Consider the following 16,064-nt stretch of genomic DNA (forward strand, 5'->3'; position numbering starts at 1 on the left):
CTCAGCGCTGCGCGTCGGTCGCCATCTTCAGCGCGAGTGCCGTCAGCACGGTTCCCATCATCCAGCGCTGGATCACCAGCCACAGCGGGCGTCCGGCGAGGAAGGTGGCGATCGAGCCGGCCGTCAGCGCGATGACGGCATTGACGCTGAGGCTGATCGATATCTGCGTCGCGCCCAGCACCAGAAGCTGTGACAGGACATGGCCCTTGCCGGGGCTGATGAACTGAGGCAGCAGCGACAGGTAGAGAACGGCCACCTTGGGATTGAGCAGATTGGTCATCAATCCCATGGCGAACAGCTTGCGCGGCCGGTCCTTCGGCAGGTCGCGCACCTGGAACGGCGAGCGTCCGCCCGGTTTCACCGCCTGCCAGGCCAACCACAGGAGATAAAGCACGCCGGCAAAGCGCAAAACGTCATAGGCATAGGGCACGGCGAGCAGCAGCGCCGTGATGCCGAACGCGGCCGACAGCACGTAGAACAAGAAGCCGACCGCAACGCCGCCAAGCGAGATCAGTCCGGCCTTCGGCCCTTGCGACAGCGAGCGGGAGATCAGGTAGATCATGTTCGGGCCTGGCGTCAGCACCATGCCGAGGCAGACCAGCGCGAAGGCGAGGTGGTTGGCGGTATCGGGCATTGTTCGTTCCCCAGCATGCCGCGATGGATTCGCGATCTCGCGAGCGGCCAATCCGTGCCTATCCCGACAGGTAGCTGCAAGAGCTTGACGGCGCCAGGCGTTGCGCCAGAGGGATGATCCCGGGTTAGCCGACCACGCGCAGGTTCGACAGCTCGTTGCCGATTTCCTTGAAATCGTTTGCCAGGCTGGCGCCGGTCGCATTCCAGAACAGCTTCGCCGGTTTGCTCGGATCCGTGGCATCCTTGCGAAAGCGCGACTCCGACGAGCAGGATTTCAGCGCATCGATGGCCAGCTTGTCACTGGCCTTGGTCATCGACAAGTCGAGCGCCACCGTCATCACCATGATGTTGGCTGCCTTGGCGTTGTTGCACAGCGTGGCCATCTGCTCGTTGAGCGCGTTGGTGTAGTTGCCGTTCGAATAGTCTAGCTGACCGATGGCGCTCGATGTGCCCATGAACAGGCGGCCGACCGAGGTGCCGTTGTATCCGGGGTTGAGATAGCCGTAGGACGCATAGGTCGATTTCGAATTGGCGGGATCCGAGTAGCCCAGCGACGAAGGCGTATAATAGGTGTTGGCGCCGTCGGTCAGCACGATCACCACCTTGTCGTTGCCTCTTTCCGTTTCCGGGCGCCCTTGCGTGAACGGCTCTCCGCTCGAAACCACCCGCCAGCCCCAGGCCATGCCCTCGGGAACATTGGTGCCGCCATTCGGCTGCATCAGGTCGATCGCCGCCTTGATCGAGGTGACCCCTTCGGCGACGCTGACATCCGTCAGCGGCGTGATCGGATTGGTGGTGCAGCTGTAATTCGGCCCGTTGCCGGCGGGCAGCGCCGGCGCATCGATCGGCCGCGGCTGGAAGTACTTGGCCATGTTGCGCAGCCGGGATTGGCCGCTGCTGCTCGACGGATCGTCGTTCCACCAGCTGTTGACGGCACCATAAGTTACCGGCGCGGCCTCGTCGGGGTCTTGAGTGAGCTTCCAGTGATTGCCCGGTTCGTCGGGGGCGAACATGGGCACGAACATCGTTGCCGGATCGCCGACACCGATGCCGGTGTTGGCCGAGCCGCCGGACGGCGTGGCGTCGTTTATATTGTAAGGGTAGGGCCGGGCCTCGACGCAGCCCTGCCAACTGGCGAACGGACCGTAGGAATCGATATAGTCATATTCGTCGTGGCTGCTTCTGCAGGTGTTGTTCGAATTGTATTGGTCGCACACGACCCGTTTGCTGTTGACGACACGCTCGTGGTTGGTGACGACCTTCATGTCGCGGTAGAGCGAGAACCGGGTCAGCATCTGGCCGTCCTCGGTTCCCCAGCCAGTGCCGCGCTTGTACCAGATGCCGTTGGTCCGCTGGGCGTATTTGTTGGCGGCGTTCAGCGTCGACCAGTCGAAATTCTCATTCGACACCGGCGAAAGCCCCTCGGTGTCCATCCACGAAGCATTGCCATTCCCGGGGCCGACATTGACCGAGGCGACAAAAGGCACGAGGCCGAATTGCACCGGCTTGTCGACCTGCTTGATCATGACCGCCTGCTGGGCCAGTGTGTCGACCAGCTGCTTGGAAGCAGCCTTGAGAAGATCGATGCGCTTTTGCCCCGAGCCCGTGCCGAGCGTGGTCATCGATCCGGAATTGTCGAGCACCAGGGCAACTTCCAGCGTGTTCTTCAACCGCACCTGCGAGGTGACGTTGAAGCTGAGCCTCTGGTTCGCATCGGTCGCCGATTTGCCGACGAGTTGGGCGAAGGCGGGGTAGAAATAGGGTTTGTAGTTGAGCTGGGCGGTCATCGTCAGCAGGCCGCCGCCGCCGCTGCTGCTGTTGCTCGGCAATATGACGTTGAGCGTCGTGCTCGCGGGATCGATATCGTTCAAATTGGCATTGAAGAAGTCGAGCGCATAGGCTCTCAACTGATCGTCGGTCGCGCCTTCCGTCAGCCGGCGGGCGGTGGCGAAGTTGGCGGCGTCGAGCGCGTTCATCAGCATCTGCTTTTCACGGTTCATTTCCGTGTAGTCGACCGCGATTGCCAGGCCGCCCATCAGCGGCACCATCGCCACAGCCGTCATAAGAGCATAATTGCCACGCCTGTCGCGGCGGAACTGACGCCAGATTTCAAACATGCTTGGAGCGGCCCCCGCCGACGGATTCTCGGTCGGCGCCAGCTTTCCACAAAACGCTGAAGGACGGGTTTGGGAAACCGCTCTATTGCTTGGTCGGCGCTTCACCAACCGCTAACCAATCAAAGCCGCCGGTTGCGCGGCAATTCGTGCCGATGCGGGCGAAAGCTGGTGACAGCATGGGCCGGTTCGGATAATTCGAACCGGCTGCGGCGAACCGTCGGCCGCCGCACCCGCAACGATCATACTGAAGGAAACGGCATGGCGGATTCGCCTGAAATCGTCGGCTCGCTGGAAGACGTCTCGAAAGCCTATTCGGCAATTCTCTGCGACGTCTGGGGCGTGGTGCACAATGGCGAATGGCATTTTCCGGCGGCCGCGGCCGCGCTGGCGGCGGCAAGGGCGGCCGGCACTCCTGTCGTTCTGATCACCAATTCGCCGCGCCGCAGCGCCGACGTCGTGGCGCAGATGAGCGTGATCGGCGTTCCGCCGTCGGCCTATGACCGTGTGGTGACCTCGGGTGACGTGACCCGTGATCTGATCGCGGAGGGCCCTCGCAAAGTCTTCCACATCGGCGCCGACCGCGATTTGACCCTTTATGATGGTCTCGATGTCGAACTCGTCGAGGAATTCGAGGCCGCCGGCGTCGTGTGCACCGGGTTGTTCGACGACGAGATCGAAAAACCCGAGGACTATACGGAACTGCTGCGCCGGTTGCGGGCCAGGAACCTGCCGTTCATCTGCGCCAATCCCGATATCATGGTTGAACGCGGCGAACGGATCATCTGGTGCGCCGGTGCGCTCGCGCGTGACTACGCGCAGCTCGGCGGTCGCACGCTGATCGCCGGAAAACCCTATGCGCCAATCTACGAGGTCGCGATGAAGGAGGTGACCGAGATCCTCGGCCGGCCGGTCGGGCGTCCGCAAATACTGGCTATCGGCGACGGGATGTTTACCGACGTCAAGGGCGCGGCCGACAATGGTTTCGACGTCCTCTATGTCTCCGGCGGCATTCATGCCCGCGACTATGGCGATCCCTCCCGGCCGGATCCGGCCAGGCTCGGGCTCTTCCTGGAGCGGCACGGCTATCGTCCGGTGGCCGTCATCGCAAGACTGCAGTAGGTGACAATGGTCGCGTTCCGGCATCTTACGACAAATACGCCGCTGCCCGCCGATCTGCGAGGCGGCGTCGTGGCGATCGGCAATTTCGATGGCGTCCATCGCGGCCACCAGGCCGTGCTCGAACGGGCATTGGCGGAGGCCACGCGGCGCGGCGTGCCGGCCCTGGTGCTGACCTTCGAACCGCATCCCCGAACGGTTTTCAGGCCCGATTTGCCGCTTTTCGTGCTGACGCCGCCGCCGATGAAGGCGCGGCTCCTGTCGCTTCTGGGCTTTGCCGCGCTCGCCGAGCAGCCTTTCACGCACGATTTCGCCTCGCTGTCGGCGGAAGCCTTCGTCACCGACGTGCTGGAGAGGACGCTGGGCATCAGCCACGCCGTGACCGGTTTCGATTTCCATTTCGGCAAGGACCGCCAGGGCGGGCCGGCCTATCTGATGGCTGCCGGCGAGCGCCATGGCTTCGGTGTCACCCTCGTCGACGCCTTTCGCGACGAAGGCGCCGAGGTGGTTTCGTCGAGCCGCATCCGTGCCTTGCTTTGCGAAGGCGGGGTGACCGGGGCAGCCGGTCTGCTTGGCTATCGCTTCACGGTGGAAAGCGAGGTCGTCGGCGGCCAACAGCTCGGGCGAACGCTCGGCTTTCCCACAGCCAACATGAGGCTTCCGGCGGAAGCCACGCTCAAGGAAGGTATCTACGCCGTTCGCTTCCGGCGCGAGGACGGCACGCTGCACGACGGCGTCGCCAGTTTTGGCCGCCGCCCGACCGTCGACGACAACGGCGCGCCGCTCCTGGAAACGTTCGTCTTCGATTTTTCCGGCGATCTCTATGGCGAGATCTGCGGAGTGTCGTTCTTCGGCTTCCTGCGCAGCGAGATCAAGTTCGACGGGCTCGATGCACTGGTGGTGCAGATGAAGCGCGATGAAGCCGAGGCACGCGCGTTGCTTGGCGGCGTCAAGCCGCTGTCCGGTCTGGACGCCGCTGTGGCGTTCTGAAGCGTGATCCCGAAAAGGGGAACGAGTTTTCTATTTCTTTAGCGCAAGACCGACGGCGATGAAGGTCCAGCCCTGGAAGATCAGGTCGATCGCCAGGAACAGTCCGAGCACCCACAGGCTGTTGACCGGCCACCCCATGGCGATGATCAGGCCGGCAAGCACGCTGATGACGCCCGCCGCGACAATCCAGCCCCAGCCCCGCTCCGGACGGTGGCTATAGCCGACCCAGGCCCGCAGGGCGCCCGAAGCGACGAGCGCGACGGCCAGCAGGAAGGTCAGCACCGCTGAGGCCAGCAGCGGATTGTCGAAGGCGAAGAATCCGGCGACCGCATAGAGCAGTCCGCTGAGCAGCCAATACAAGAAGCGGCCCCAGGTCTTGACCCCGAAAGCGTGCATGATCTCGATGATGCCGGCCACCAGCATCAGCCATCCCACGACATAGACGGAAGCCACCGTGGCGATGAACAGATTGCCGAAGGCAATGCCGCCGAGGACCAGCAGCACCACGCCCAGCCCGACAAACCACCCCCATTTGTCGCGCGTCTGGCCGATCGCGTTCTTCAACGTATCGCCGTCCAAGGTCATGTCGCCACCTCCATTGAAGACCGCCAGAATGCAAGGGAGGTTACCCTCGGCGCCGACCCGCGTCCAGCCGATGGCGGGCGCGATGGCGCAAGCAACACGCGCTGGATGTCTCGTCCTTAAATCAAATTTTACCAAAGCCTCGTCAAAGCTGTCGCGGCAGGACAGCTTTGACGTGTTAGTGGAGTGACCATGAGTCAGGTCGGGAAGATTTCTATAGCCTTGGCTACCGTCGTGCTGGCGACGTCAGGCGCGGCCGAAGCCGGTGATGGCGCTTTCGGCTGGCTGTCCGGCGACTGGTATCTGACGGTCGGCGCGACCGGCCTGGTGGCGCCCAATTTCGAGAGCGGCAAGAAGTACATGCTGAGCGCCCAGCCCATCATTTCGCTGGGCAAGGCCGGCCCTGCTGCTCGCTTCACCTCGCGCAACGACAACATTTCGCTGGCGCTTGTCGACGATGGCAGCGTCCGTGCCGGCCTGACCGGCAAGTTCCTGTTCTCGCGCGACGACGGCGATGCCGACGAACTTAGGGGCTTGGACCCGGTCCGCTGGGGTGGCGAGGTCGGCGGCTTCTTCGAATTCTATCCGACGGACTGGATGCGCGCGCGTGCCGAATTGCGGCATGGCATTCGTGCCCATAACGGCTTTGTCGCCGACATCGCCGCCGATGCTTTCTACGACGTGACGCCAACCGTCAGGATTTCGGGCGGCCCGCGCGTGTCTTTTGCCTCGGCGAACTATTTCGATGCCTATTATGGCGTCAACGCACAGGAAGCCGTGGCCTCGGGGCTGAGCCAGTACAATCCCGGCGGCGGCTTGAAATCCGTCGGCCTCGGCGGCGCCGTGACCTGGAAGGTGACCGATCCGATGACCGCCAGCCTGTTTGGCGAATATTCGCGCCTCGAGGGTCCGGCGGCCGATTCCAGCCTGGTCAAGGAGCGCGGCGACCGCAACCAGTTCATGGTCGGCGTGTCGACCACCTATCGCTTCGACTTCAAGATGTAAGTGAATCGAAGGAGACGCTTTATTCCTGCGCTCTTCTCCGCTAAAAGCCCAGCAATGACGAGCTTTTCGCGCCTTCACGCGCCGACGATACGAATTACCAGCCCGGTGTTCCCAGCAGCCTGAAGGCTGTAGGAGCCGCCGGGAATATTGCGCGCGGCCTCTCGCGCTTTTCCAGATCATCAAAGCATGTCGCCCACAAGTGGTCCGGTTTGGGAAAACGGCATGCGTATAAAGTAGAATTCGCCGCAAGCCACGTGGCCCGGCATGCACATGGCAGACCAATGAACGACGAAAACCAATCAACGATCGACTATTCGAAGACCCTTTACCTGCCGCAGACGGAATTTCCGATGCGCGCCGGCTTGCCCGAGAAGGAGCCGGTGCTGGTCAAGCGCTGGCAGGACATGGACCTCTACCGCAAGCTGCGCGAGAGCGCGGCGGGCCGCACGAAATACGTGCTGCATGACGGTCCGCCCTACGCCAACGGCAACATCCACATCGGCCACGCGCTGAACAAGATCCTCAAGGATGTCATCACCCGCTCGTTCCAGATGCGCGGCTTTGACTCGAACTATGTGCCCGGCTGGGATTGTCACGGCCTGCCGATCGAATGGAAGATCGAGGAGCAGTACCGCGCCAAGGGCAAGAACAAGGACGAGGTGCCGGTCAACGAATTCCGCAAGGAATGCCGTGAATTCGCCGCGCACTGGATCTCCGTGCAAGGTGGCGAGTTCCAGCGGCTTGGCGTCGTCGGCGACTTCAAGAACCCGTATACGACGATGGCCTTCCACGCCGAGTCGCGCATCGCAGGCGAATTGCTGAAATTCGCCATGTCCGGCCAGCTCTACCGCGGTTCGAAGCCGGTGATGTGGAGCGTCGTTGAGCGCACGGCGCTCGCCGAGGCCGAGATCGAGTACCAGGATTACGAGTCCGACACGATCTGGGCGAAGTTTCCGGTGGCCAATCTCGTCGTCGCCAGTGTCGTGGACGGGCTGCCGGCGGAGCTCGATCCGGACCTGAGCGGGCGGTCGCTTGACCTGCTGGATGCCCATGTCGTCATCTGGACGACGACGCCATGGACCATCCCTGGCAATCGCGCCGTCAGCTATTCGCCGCGCGTCGGCTACGGCCTCTACGAGGTGACGGCGGCCGAGAATGCATTTGGCCCGCAGCCAGGCGAGAAGCTGATCTTTGCCGATGCGCTGGCCGAGGAAAGCCAGGCCAAAGCCAAGGTCATCTTGAAGCGCCTTCACGGCATCAGCGCCGAACAGCTTGGAAATCTTGTGCTTTCGCATCCCTTCAAGGGTCTCGGCGGCGGCTACGAATTCCCGGTTCCGATGATTGCCGGCGACCATGTCACCGACGACGCCGGCACCGGTTTCGTGCACACGGCTCCTGGTCATGGTCGGGAGGACTTTGATGCCTGGATGGATGCCGCGCCCGCGCTGCGCCAGCGCGGCATCGATACTGAAATCCCGTTTACCGTCGACGATGCCGGCTTCTTCACAAAGGACGCGCCGGGCTTCGGGCCGGACCGCGAAGGCGGACCGGCGCGCGTCATCGACGACAACGGCAAGAAGGGCAACGCCAACCAGGCGGTCATCGACGAGCTGATCAAGCGCAACGCGCTGTTCGCGCGCGGCCGGCTGAAGCACAGCTACCCGCATTCATGGCGTTCGAAGAAGCCGGTCATCTTCCGCAACACGCCGCAATGGTTCGTCTACATGGACAAGGACCTCGGCGATGGCACCACGCTGCGTGGCCGCGCGCTGAAGGCGATCGACGAGACGCGCTTTGTCCCGGCCGCGGGCCAGAACCGCATCCGCGCCATGATCGAGGAACGCCCCGACTGGGTGCTGTCGCGCCAGCGTGCCTGGGGCGTGCCGATCGCCGTCTTCGCCGACGAGGATGGCAATGTGCTGAAGGACGAGGCGGTCAACCAGCGCATCATGGACGCCTTCGAGGCGGAGGGCGCCGACGCCTGGTTCGCGCCCGGTGCCAGCGAGCGCTTCCTCGGCAATCACGATGCCTCTAAATGGCGGCAGGTGATGGACATTCTCGACGTCTGGTTCGATTCGGGCTCGACACATGTCTTCACCCTGGAGGACCGGCCCGACCTGAAGTGGCCGGCCGACGTCTATCTCGAAGGCTCCGACCAGCATCGCGGCTGGTTCCACTCCTCGCTGCTCGAAAGCTGCGGCACCAGGGGCAGAGCGCCTTACGACACCGTCGTCACCCATGGCTTCACCATGGACGAGGATGGCCGCAAGATGTCGAAATCGCTCGGCAACACGGTCGTGCCGCAGGATGTGATCAAGCAGTCCGGTGCCGACATCCTGCGGCTCTGGGTGGTGACGACGGACTATTGGGAAGACCAGCGGCTCGGCAAGAACGTGCTGCAGACCAACATCGACGCCTATCGCAAGCTGCGCAACACCATCCGCTGGATGCTGGGCACGCTCGCCCATGACGATGGTGAGGTCGTTCCCCTGGAGACGATGCCGGAGCTGGAGCGGCTGATGCTGCACCGGTTGGCAGAGCTCGACGAGGTGGTGCGCCAGGGCTACGACGCCTTCGAGTTCAAGCGCATCACGCGAGCTCTGCTCGACTTCATGGTGGTCGAGCTGTCGGCCTTCTATTTCGATATCCGCAAGGACGCGCTCTACTGCGACGGCCCGTCGAGCGTGAAGCGCAAGGCCTCGGTCCAGGTGGTACGCCATCTCTTCGACTGCCTGGTGAAATGGCTGGCGCCGATGCTGCCCTTCACCATGGAAGAGGCCTGGCTCGACCGTCATCCCGACGCGGTCTCGGTGCATCTCGACCAGTTCCCGCAAATCCCGGCGAATTGGAAGAACGAGGCGCTGGCGGAGAAATGGCGCAAGGTCAGGCAGGTGCGCCGCGTCGTCACCGGCGCACTCGAGATCGCCCGTGCCCAGAAGGTGATAGGCTCCTCGCTGGAGGCTATACCGGTGGTCACGATCAACGACGCGGCGCTTGAGGCGGCGATATCGGACGTCGACATGGCTGAAATGGCGATCACCAGCGATCTCGTCATTGCCCATGGCCAGGCGCCGCAAACCGCCTTTGCCCTCGACGATGTCAAGGGCGTCGCCGTGGTGGTCGAGAAAGCCGAGGACCGAGGGCTGGTCAAATGCGCGCGTTCCTGGCGCTACACGGCCGATGTCGGGCAGGATCCTGCGTTTCCCGACGTCTCGGCGCGCGACGCCGCCGTGCTGCACGAGTTGAAGGCGCTGGGAAGGCTTTAGTTCCTGTCGCCCAAAAGTGCGTAGCGGTTTTGGGACAAACGACAGGGACCAGGTCAAGCCGGTTCCTGTCGCCCGAAATTGGCGGTTTTAAACGACCGGCATCAGATCGAAGAAGTGCGCAAATAAAACGCCGGACGGTACAAATCCGCCCGTGCGTTGCCCTTAACGACTGGTTGAGGTAAACACGCGAAACTCCGGAAGACAAATTGTCGCCGGATTTCCGTCGCAAGTGCTTGCACGATGGGGACCGGACACAAAGCCGGTGCGATCGAGAGGCTGTCTAGAGTGGGACTTTTTGGCATGACCGAGAGATATAACGCGCGCCTTGCGCTGTTGGCGCCGCTTGTCGCTTCGGGCCTCGCTCTATCCGGCTGCATGGGCTCTCCGACCTATGGCACCGACAAGACCGCAGCCGAACAGCTGGCCGGCGATCTTACAGGCGCCGTTTCCTTCGCGCCGAAGCGCAAGGACCCGATCGACTACAAGCCGCGTCCCACGCTGGTGAAGCCGGCACCCGGCCAGAAGGAAGCGCTGCCTGCCCCGCAGGAAAGCATCCAGACGGCAAACGCCGGGTGGCCCGAATCGCCCGAGCAGCGCCGCGCGCGTCTGCGCGCCGACGCCACCGCGCACCAGAACGACCCGGCCTACCAGTCGGAGATCGTCGATGATGTGCAGACGGATCCGGCTTCGGTGAAGAGGGCGATGGAAGAGTCCGGCTCAAGCCATCCGCCGGCGTGGAAACCCGCCGATTCCGACAAGGGCCGCGCCGCCGAGATCCAGCGCCGCCTTGCCGATAGCAAGCAGGGCGATCCGAACACGCGCAAATACCTCAGCGAGCCGCCATTGGCCTACCGCACCGCCTCCGGTGCCGCGCCGCAGAACGAACTCGGCGAAGACGAGTACAAGAAGGAGCGCCGCCTCAAGGCAAAGGCCGAGGGCAAGAAGGGCGGCTGGTTCGACTGGTTGCCGTCGCTGTAGGAACAGTCGCGCCGCTGATCTTGCGGCGGCCTTGGCTCAGTCTCGACGTCCCCTGAAAAAATCCTTCAGCAGCAGGCCTGCTTCGGTCTCGGCCATGCCCGGATAGATGTCGGGCGTGTGGTGGCAGGTCGGTGCAGCGAAGAAGCGCACACCGTTGACCACGGCGCCGCCCTTTTCGTCTGCGGCACCGAAATAGAGACGGCGCAGCCTGGCGAATGAGATTGCCCCGGCGCACATGGCGCAGGGCTCCAGCGTCACATAGAGATCGTGGCCGGTGAGCCGCTCGCTCGAGAGTTTGCCGCAGGCTTCACGGATCACCAGCATTTCGGCGTGCGCCGTCGGGTCGGCAAGCTCGCGCGTGCGGTTGCCGGCACTGGAAATGACCGTGCCGCCATTGGCGATGACCGCGCCGACCGGCACTTCGCCGCGCAAGGCTGCCGCTTCGGCCTCTTTTAGCGCCAGCGCCATGAAATCCGGCCTCTTCAAGCGGTTTGTCTTCCCATTATATCCTCGCCACCCGGCGGTGATCCTGTTATGGAGCGCATCAACCTGAAAATCGGACTCGATTTTCGGGAATGATCATGCGCCAAATCAAAAATGCTACAGCGTTCGTTGCGCGCCGAACGGATGCGCCACGCTGTAGCAGCGCAAACGGACAAAGGCCACATGGACGACAGCGACAAGAAATCTCCGCGCAAAGGCGGCCCGGGCAGGAGTGGCCCGAAATCGGCAGGTGCACGTGGCCGCGACGCCAGCAAGGGCGGGAAGCCGTCCTTTGGTGCGAAAAAGCCCTATGCCCCACGCGGCGACCGGCCGGCCGCCGCTGAAGGCGAGCGCCCGAAGCGCGACTTCAAGAGCGGCGACAAGCCGTTCCGCAAGGGACCGCGCCCCGAAGGCAAGCCCTACGCCCCGCGTGGCGACCGGCCGATGGCGGCGGAAGGCGAGCGCAAGCCGTATGAGAAGCGCGAAGGCCCACGCAAGCCCTACGCCCCGCGCGGCGACCGTCCGATGGCCGCCGAGGGCGAGCGCAAGCCGTATGATAAGCGCGAAGGGCCGCGCAAGCCCTACGCGCCACGTGGCGACCGTCCGGTTTCTGCCTCGGCGGAGGGCGGCGAAAAGCGCTTCGACCGCCCCAAGCGTGATTTCGCAGATCGTCCGAAGCGGGATTTTGCCGACCGTCCAAAGCGAGACTTTGGAGGCGACAGACCCAAACGTGATTTCGGAGAGCGGCCACAGGGCGCATCGGGCGGCGGCTTCAAGCCACGTCCGCGCACAACCGAAGCAACGGAAGAAGCCGGCGAGCGCATCGCCAAGCGTCTGGCACGTGCCGGGCTCGCCTCGCGCCGCGACGCCGAGGAGTTGATCGCCGCCGGCCGCGTCAAGGTCAATGGTCGGGTGCTGGCCTCGCCGGCGTTCAACGTCATGCCCAATGACATCATCCATCTCGACGGAATGGAAATTCCGCCGATCGAACGCACGCGCCTGTTCCTGTTCCACAAGCCGGCCGGCGTCGTCACCACCAACCGCGACCCCGAAGGCCGCAAGACCGTCTTCGACGTGCTGCCGGCCGAACTGCCGCGGCTGATGACCATCGGCCGGCTCGATATCAACACCGAAGGCCTGCTGCTGCTGACCAATGATGGCGGCCTGTCGCGCGTACTAGAACTGCCGGCCACCGGCTGGCTGCGCCGCTACCGTGTGCGTGTCCACGGCAAGGTCGAGGAAAGCGCGCTTGCCGGCCTGCGCGAAGGCATTGCCGTCGACGGCGTCTTCTACGGCGCCATCGAAGCCAGCCTTGATCGCGAGCAGGGCTCCAATGCCTGGCTGACGATCGGCCTGCGCGAGGGCAAGAACCGTGAGGTCAAGAACATCCTCGGCGCGCTCGGCCTCGACGTCACGCGGCTGATCCGCATCTCCTATGGTCCGTTCCAGCTCGAGGACCTCGCCGAAGGTCACGTGCTGGAAATCAAGGGCCGGGTGCTGCGCGACCAGCTTGGCGAGCGCCTGGTCGAGGAATCCGGTGCCAATTTCGATGCCGAGATAACAAAACCGTTTTCCAACCAGCCGGTCCGGCGTACCGAAGTCCGTGAGGCCGAGCCGAAACGGCCGAAATTTACGAGAGACGGCGAGCGGCGGCCGATCGGCGAGGGCGGGCTGATCAAGAACCGCAAACGCCGGGAAGGCAGCCGCGACGAGGCGCTCGGCAAACTGTCGACAAGTCCTGACAGGGGCGAGAGGCCAGAAAAGAGCTTCGGCGAACGCGGTCCGCGACCGGAGCGTGGCGGCTTCGGCGACAAGCCGCGTGGAAGTTTCGGCGACAAGCCGCGCGGCGGTTTCGGTGACAAGCCTCGTGGCGGCGGCAAGAAATCCGAACGCGAGCAGCGGCCGATCGAGCCGCCAGGCCAGCGCAAGGCCAATGTCTGGATGGCGCCGGGAGCCCGGCCGATCGGCAAGGGCAGGGCGGAGGCCGATGCGGCCAAGGCGGCCGAGGCCAAGGCGCGCAAGGCCTCGTTCAAGCCGTCTTATGGCAAGCCCGCCGGCAAACCAGGCGACGCAAGGCCATTCGGCAAGCCGCGTGGCGAGCGTCCAGGAGGCGCCGGTGGCGGTGAGCGGCCGCGCGGCCCCAAGGGTCCTCGGACAAGATGAGAATCGTCGGCGGTGAGTTTCGCGGGCGTCCGTTGGCGACGCCCCGCAGCAGCGCCATCCGCCCGACGACCGACCGCACCCGCGAGGCCGTCTTCAACGTTCTGGCGCATCGCTTTGCCGGGCAACTGGAGCGCGCGCGCGTGCTCGACCTGTTCGCCGGCACCGGCGCGCTTGGTCTGGAGGCCCTGTCGCGCGGAGCATCCTATGGCGTCTTCATCGAGGAATCGGCCGAAGGCCGGGGTCTGATCCGCGACAACGTCGAGGCCTTCGGCCTGACCGGACGCACCAAGATCTTCCGACGCGATGCAACGGGCCTTGGCGAGGCGGGCACGCTGGCGCCGTTCGGTCTCGTCTTTGCCGATCCGCCCTATGGCAAGGGCCTTGGCGAGCGCGCTCTGCGGTCGGCCATGGCCGGCGGCTGGCTGCGCCCCGGGGCGCTCTGCGTGGTCGAGGAGACGGCGTCGGTTCCCTTCGAGCCAGGCCCGGGCTTTTCCGTGCTTGATGAGCGCAACTACGGCGAGACTGTCATCCGCTTCATCGAAGCTGCCTGACAGGCCTCTTTCAGCAGTGGCCTCTTTGCCGCCGCCTTTGCCGGCAACATGACCAACAAATCACTTTGCTTGTCGCCAGCGCCTTGCCTATCGTCGCTGCATGAAACCGGAGCCATCGATGACATCCAGGACTGAGTGGCTGAGGCCAACGCTGCTGGCGACGTCGCTGGCTTTGTTCATGACCGACCCTGTCCTGGCGGACAACGCCGCATTGCCAGACACTGTGCCGGCCGAGTTCAAGGTCACGGACTTCCTGCTCGACAACGGCATGGAAGTGGTCGTGATTCCCGACCATCGCGCGCCGATCGTCACCCATATGGTCTGGTACAAGATCGGCAGCGCCGACGAGCCGCCGGGCAAATCCGGCATCGCTCATTTCTTCGAGCATCTGATGTTCAAGGCGACGGCCCATCACGCAGCCGGCGAGTTCGACCGCGCCGTCTCCGACATTGGCGGCTCCAACAACGCCTTCACTTCCTACGACTACACCGCTTTCCACGAGACGGTGGCGCCGTCGGATCTTGAGCTGATGATGAGCTTCGAGGCTGACCGCATGCGCAACCTCATCCTCACCGACGACGTCATCAAGACCGAGCGCGATGTGATCCTGGAGGAGCGCCGCTCGCGCATCGACAACAATCCGCAGGCGGTGCTCGACGAGGAGGTCGATGCCGCACTGTGGCAGAACCAGCCCTATCGCATTCCGGTTATTGGCTGGATGCAGGAGATGGAACAGCTGAACCGCACCGACGCGGTCGCCTTCTACAACAAATATTACCGGCCCAACAACGTCGTGCTGATCGTGGCCGGCGACGTCCAACCGGAAACGGTGAAGGCACTGGCCGAAAAGACCTATGGCAAGGTTGCCCGCGGGCCGGATCTGCCGCCGCGCGTCCGCCCGGTCGAGCCGGAGCAGAACACCAAGCGCACCGTGACGCTCTCCGACGCCCGCGTCAGCGTGCCGAGTTTCTCGACACAATGGGTCGTGCCCTCCTATCACACCGCCAAGCCTGGCGAGGCCGAAGCGCTCGATCTGCTCGCCGAGATCCTTGGCGGCGGCAACCGCAGCCGGCTTTACCAGGCGCTCGTCATCAAGCAGGGCATCGCTTCCAGCGCCGGCGCGTATTTCCAGGGCACCATGCTCGACGACACCAATTTCACCGTCTACGGCGCGCCGCGCGGCGACGCCAAGCTGGCCGACGTCGAAGCCGCGGTCGATGCCGAGGTGGCGCGCATCGCCAGCGACGGCGTGACCCCGGATGAGCTCGAAAAAGCCAAGGACCGCTATGTCAGGTCAATGATCTTTGCCCGCGACAAGCAGGACTCCATGGCCAATATCTATGGCTCGACACTCGCCACCGGCGGCAATGTCCAGGACGTGCAGCAATGGCCGGACCGCATCCGCAAGGTCACCACCGACGAGGTCAAGGCCGTTGCCGCGCGCTATCTGGTGCTGGCCCGCTCGACCACCGGTTATCTCTTGCCGCAGCAACAGGCGGGGAATTGATGATGATGAACGAGTTTAGGGGCGCGTTGACTTCTCCCCGCGAGGCTCCCCCTTCTCCCCTTGTTGTGGAAGAAGGTGGCCTCGCGAAGCGAGGTCGGATGAGGGGTGCTCCAGCTTGGCGCCACTCCGTCACCCACCCCTCAACGGTCTCGGCGCTGCGCGCCGATCCACCTTCTCCCACAACAAGGGGAGAAGGGAAGGCCCTGCATGCCATCGCAACCCTATTCCTCTCCATCCTCTTCCTGATCCTGCCGGCGCTTGCCGCCCACGCCATGGAGATCCAGTCTGTCACCTCGCAGAAGGGCGTCACGGCCTGGCTGGTGGAAGATTATTCCGTGCCGGTCGTCGCCATCCGTTTCGTCTTCGGCGGCGGCTCGACGCAGGACCCGGTGGGGAAGGAAGGCCTGGCCAATCTGATGACCGGCCTGTTCGATGAGGGCGCCGGCCCGCTCGATTCGGAAGCCTTCCAGATCAAGCTCGACGATGCCGGCGCCGAAATGAGCTTCGACGCGACCCGCGACGGCATTTACGGCTCAATGCGCATGCTGGCCGAACAGCGCGACGAAGCCTTCGACCTGTTGCGGCTGGCGGTCAACGAGCCTCGCTTCGACCAGGCGCCGATCGACCGCATCCGCGCCCAGGTCCTGTCCGGCATCATCGCCAACGAGAACGA

13 protein-coding genes are annotated in these 16,064 nt (G+C 64.0%); 9 read left to right on the forward strand and 4 right to left on the reverse strand.

The annotated features are described in order from the left end of the window. Position 1 precedes the first annotated feature (1 nt). Both O7A60_RS28680 and O7A60_RS28685 read right to left on the reverse strand, forming a co-directional pair. Entirely contained in the window at positions 2-634 is a 633-nt protein-coding gene (locus tag O7A60_RS28680; RefSeq protein ID WP_337109075.1) for a LysE family translocator, read from the reverse strand. A 124-nt stretch (positions 635-758) separates the two neighbouring features. Next, positions 759-2,750, reverse strand: coding sequence for a TadE/TadG family type IV pilus assembly protein (locus tag O7A60_RS28685; protein ID WP_337109076.1), 1,992 nt, complete (start codon positions 2,748-2,750; stop codon positions 759-761). Between the two features lie 258 nt (positions 2,751-3,008). Here O7A60_RS28685 and O7A60_RS28690 point away from each other — a divergent pair, with 258 nt between their 5' ends. Together O7A60_RS28690 and O7A60_RS28695 are read left to right on the forward strand one after the other, a co-directional pair. Then, positions 3,009-3,869, forward strand: coding sequence for a TIGR01459 family HAD-type hydrolase (locus tag O7A60_RS28690; RefSeq protein ID WP_337109077.1), 861 nt, complete (start codon positions 3,009-3,011; stop codon positions 3,867-3,869). 6 nt (positions 3,870-3,875) lie between these two features. Further along, positions 3,876-4,856, forward strand: a complete 981-nt coding sequence (locus O7A60_RS28695; protein WP_337109088.1) for a bifunctional riboflavin kinase/FAD synthetase — start codon at positions 3,876-3,878, stop codon at positions 4,854-4,856. Positions 4,857-4,886: 30 nt separating this feature from the next. On the opposite strand, the gene O7A60_RS28700 is transcribed toward O7A60_RS28695, so the two are convergent. Beyond that, positions 4,887-5,441 (reverse strand): HdeD family acid-resistance protein, encoded by a 555-nt coding sequence (locus O7A60_RS28700; RefSeq protein ID WP_337109078.1) that lies wholly within the window; start codon positions 5,439-5,441, stop codon positions 4,887-4,889. A gap of 189 nt (positions 5,442-5,630) precedes the next feature. Here O7A60_RS28700 and O7A60_RS28705 point away from each other — a divergent pair, with 189 nt between their 5' ends. The 3 genes from O7A60_RS28705 (at position 5,631) to O7A60_RS28715 (ending at position 10,687) form a co-directional block, all read left to right on the forward strand. Next, entirely contained in the window at positions 5,631-6,443 is an 813-nt protein-coding gene (locus O7A60_RS28705) for a MipA/OmpV family protein (RefSeq protein WP_337109079.1), read from the forward strand. 281 nt (positions 6,444-6,724) lie between these two features. Continuing rightward, on the forward strand, positions 6,725-9,709 hold the full coding sequence (gene ileS / locus O7A60_RS28710; RefSeq protein ID WP_337109080.1) for an isoleucine--tRNA ligase: 2,985 nt from the start codon (positions 6,725-6,727) through the stop codon (positions 9,707-9,709). Positions 9,710-10,009: 300 nt separating this feature from the next. After that, on the forward strand, positions 10,010-10,687 hold the full coding sequence (locus tag O7A60_RS28715) for a metal ABC transporter substrate-binding protein (RefSeq protein ID WP_337109081.1): 678 nt from the start codon (positions 10,010-10,012) through the stop codon (positions 10,685-10,687). A 36-nt stretch (positions 10,688-10,723) separates the two neighbouring features. On the opposite strand, the gene O7A60_RS28720 is transcribed toward O7A60_RS28715, so the two are convergent. Further along, complete coding sequence (locus O7A60_RS28720) at positions 10,724-11,173, reverse strand: nucleoside deaminase (protein WP_337109082.1); 450 nt, start codon at positions 11,171-11,173, stop codon at positions 10,724-10,726. 180 nt (positions 11,174-11,353) lie between these two features. Between O7A60_RS28720 and O7A60_RS28725 the strand changes: the two genes are divergently transcribed. The 4 genes from O7A60_RS28725 to O7A60_RS28740 form a co-directional block, all read left to right on the forward strand. Continuing rightward, positions 11,354-13,333 (forward strand): pseudouridine synthase, encoded by a 1,980-nt coding sequence (locus tag O7A60_RS28725; RefSeq protein ID WP_337109083.1) that lies wholly within the window; start codon positions 11,354-11,356, stop codon positions 13,331-13,333. Next, positions 13,330-13,884: a 16S rRNA (guanine(966)-N(2))-methyltransferase RsmD gene (gene rsmD, locus O7A60_RS28730; protein ID WP_337109084.1), complete on the forward strand. Its 555-nt coding sequence runs from the start codon at positions 13,330-13,332 to the stop codon at positions 13,882-13,884. The genes O7A60_RS28725 and rsmD overlap by 4 nt, the downstream gene beginning before the upstream one ends. A gap of 118 nt (positions 13,885-14,002) precedes the next feature. Then, complete coding sequence (locus O7A60_RS28735; RefSeq protein WP_337109085.1) at positions 14,003-15,391, forward strand: M16 family metallopeptidase; 1,389 nt, start codon at positions 14,003-14,005, stop codon at positions 15,389-15,391. Between the two features lie 98 nt (positions 15,392-15,489). After that, on the forward strand, positions 15,490-16,064 hold a 575-nt coding region (locus tag O7A60_RS28740; protein WP_337109086.1), incomplete at its 3' end, for a M16 family metallopeptidase.

The sequence above is a fragment of the Mesorhizobium salmacidum (SeqCode) genome, assembly GCF_037179605.1.
Lineage (GTDB): Bacteria > Pseudomonadota > Alphaproteobacteria > Rhizobiales > Rhizobiaceae > Mesorhizobium > Mesorhizobium salmacidum.

What these genes read in the sequence shown, in the direction of transcription:
- O7A60_RS28680 (WP_337109075.1), bottom strand. Translation starts at nt 634, where the DNA reads ATGCCCGATACCGCCAACCACCTCGCCTTCGCGCTGGTCTGCCTCGGC.
- O7A60_RS28685 (WP_337109076.1), bottom strand. Translation starts at nt 2,750, where the DNA reads ATGTTTGAAATCTGGCGTCAGTTCCGCCGCGACAGGCGTGGCAATTAT.
- O7A60_RS28690 (WP_337109077.1), top strand. Translation starts at nt 3,009, where the DNA reads ATGGCGGATTCGCCTGAAATCGTCGGCTCGCTGGAAGACGTCTCGAAA.
- O7A60_RS28695 (WP_337109088.1), top strand. Translation starts at nt 3,876, where the DNA reads ATGGTCGCGTTCCGGCATCTTACGACAAATACGCCGCTGCCCGCCGAT.
- O7A60_RS28700 (WP_337109078.1), bottom strand. Translation starts at nt 5,441, where the DNA reads ATGACCTTGGACGGCGATACGTTGAAGAACGCGATCGGCCAGACGCGC.
- O7A60_RS28705 (WP_337109079.1), top strand. Translation starts at nt 5,631, where the DNA reads ATGAGTCAGGTCGGGAAGATTTCTATAGCCTTGGCTACCGTCGTGCTG.
- ileS (WP_337109080.1), top strand. Translation starts at nt 6,725, where the DNA reads ATGAACGACGAAAACCAATCAACGATCGACTATTCGAAGACCCTTTAC.
- O7A60_RS28715 (WP_337109081.1), top strand. Translation starts at nt 10,010, where the DNA reads ATGACCGAGAGATATAACGCGCGCCTTGCGCTGTTGGCGCCGCTTGTC.
- O7A60_RS28725 (WP_337109083.1), top strand. Translation starts at nt 11,354, where the DNA reads ATGGACGACAGCGACAAGAAATCTCCGCGCAAAGGCGGCCCGGGCAGG.
- rsmD (WP_337109084.1), top strand. Translation starts at nt 13,330, where the DNA reads ATGAGAATCGTCGGCGGTGAGTTTCGCGGGCGTCCGTTGGCGACGCCC.
- O7A60_RS28735 (WP_337109085.1), top strand. Translation starts at nt 14,003, where the DNA reads ATGACATCCAGGACTGAGTGGCTGAGGCCAACGCTGCTGGCGACGTCG.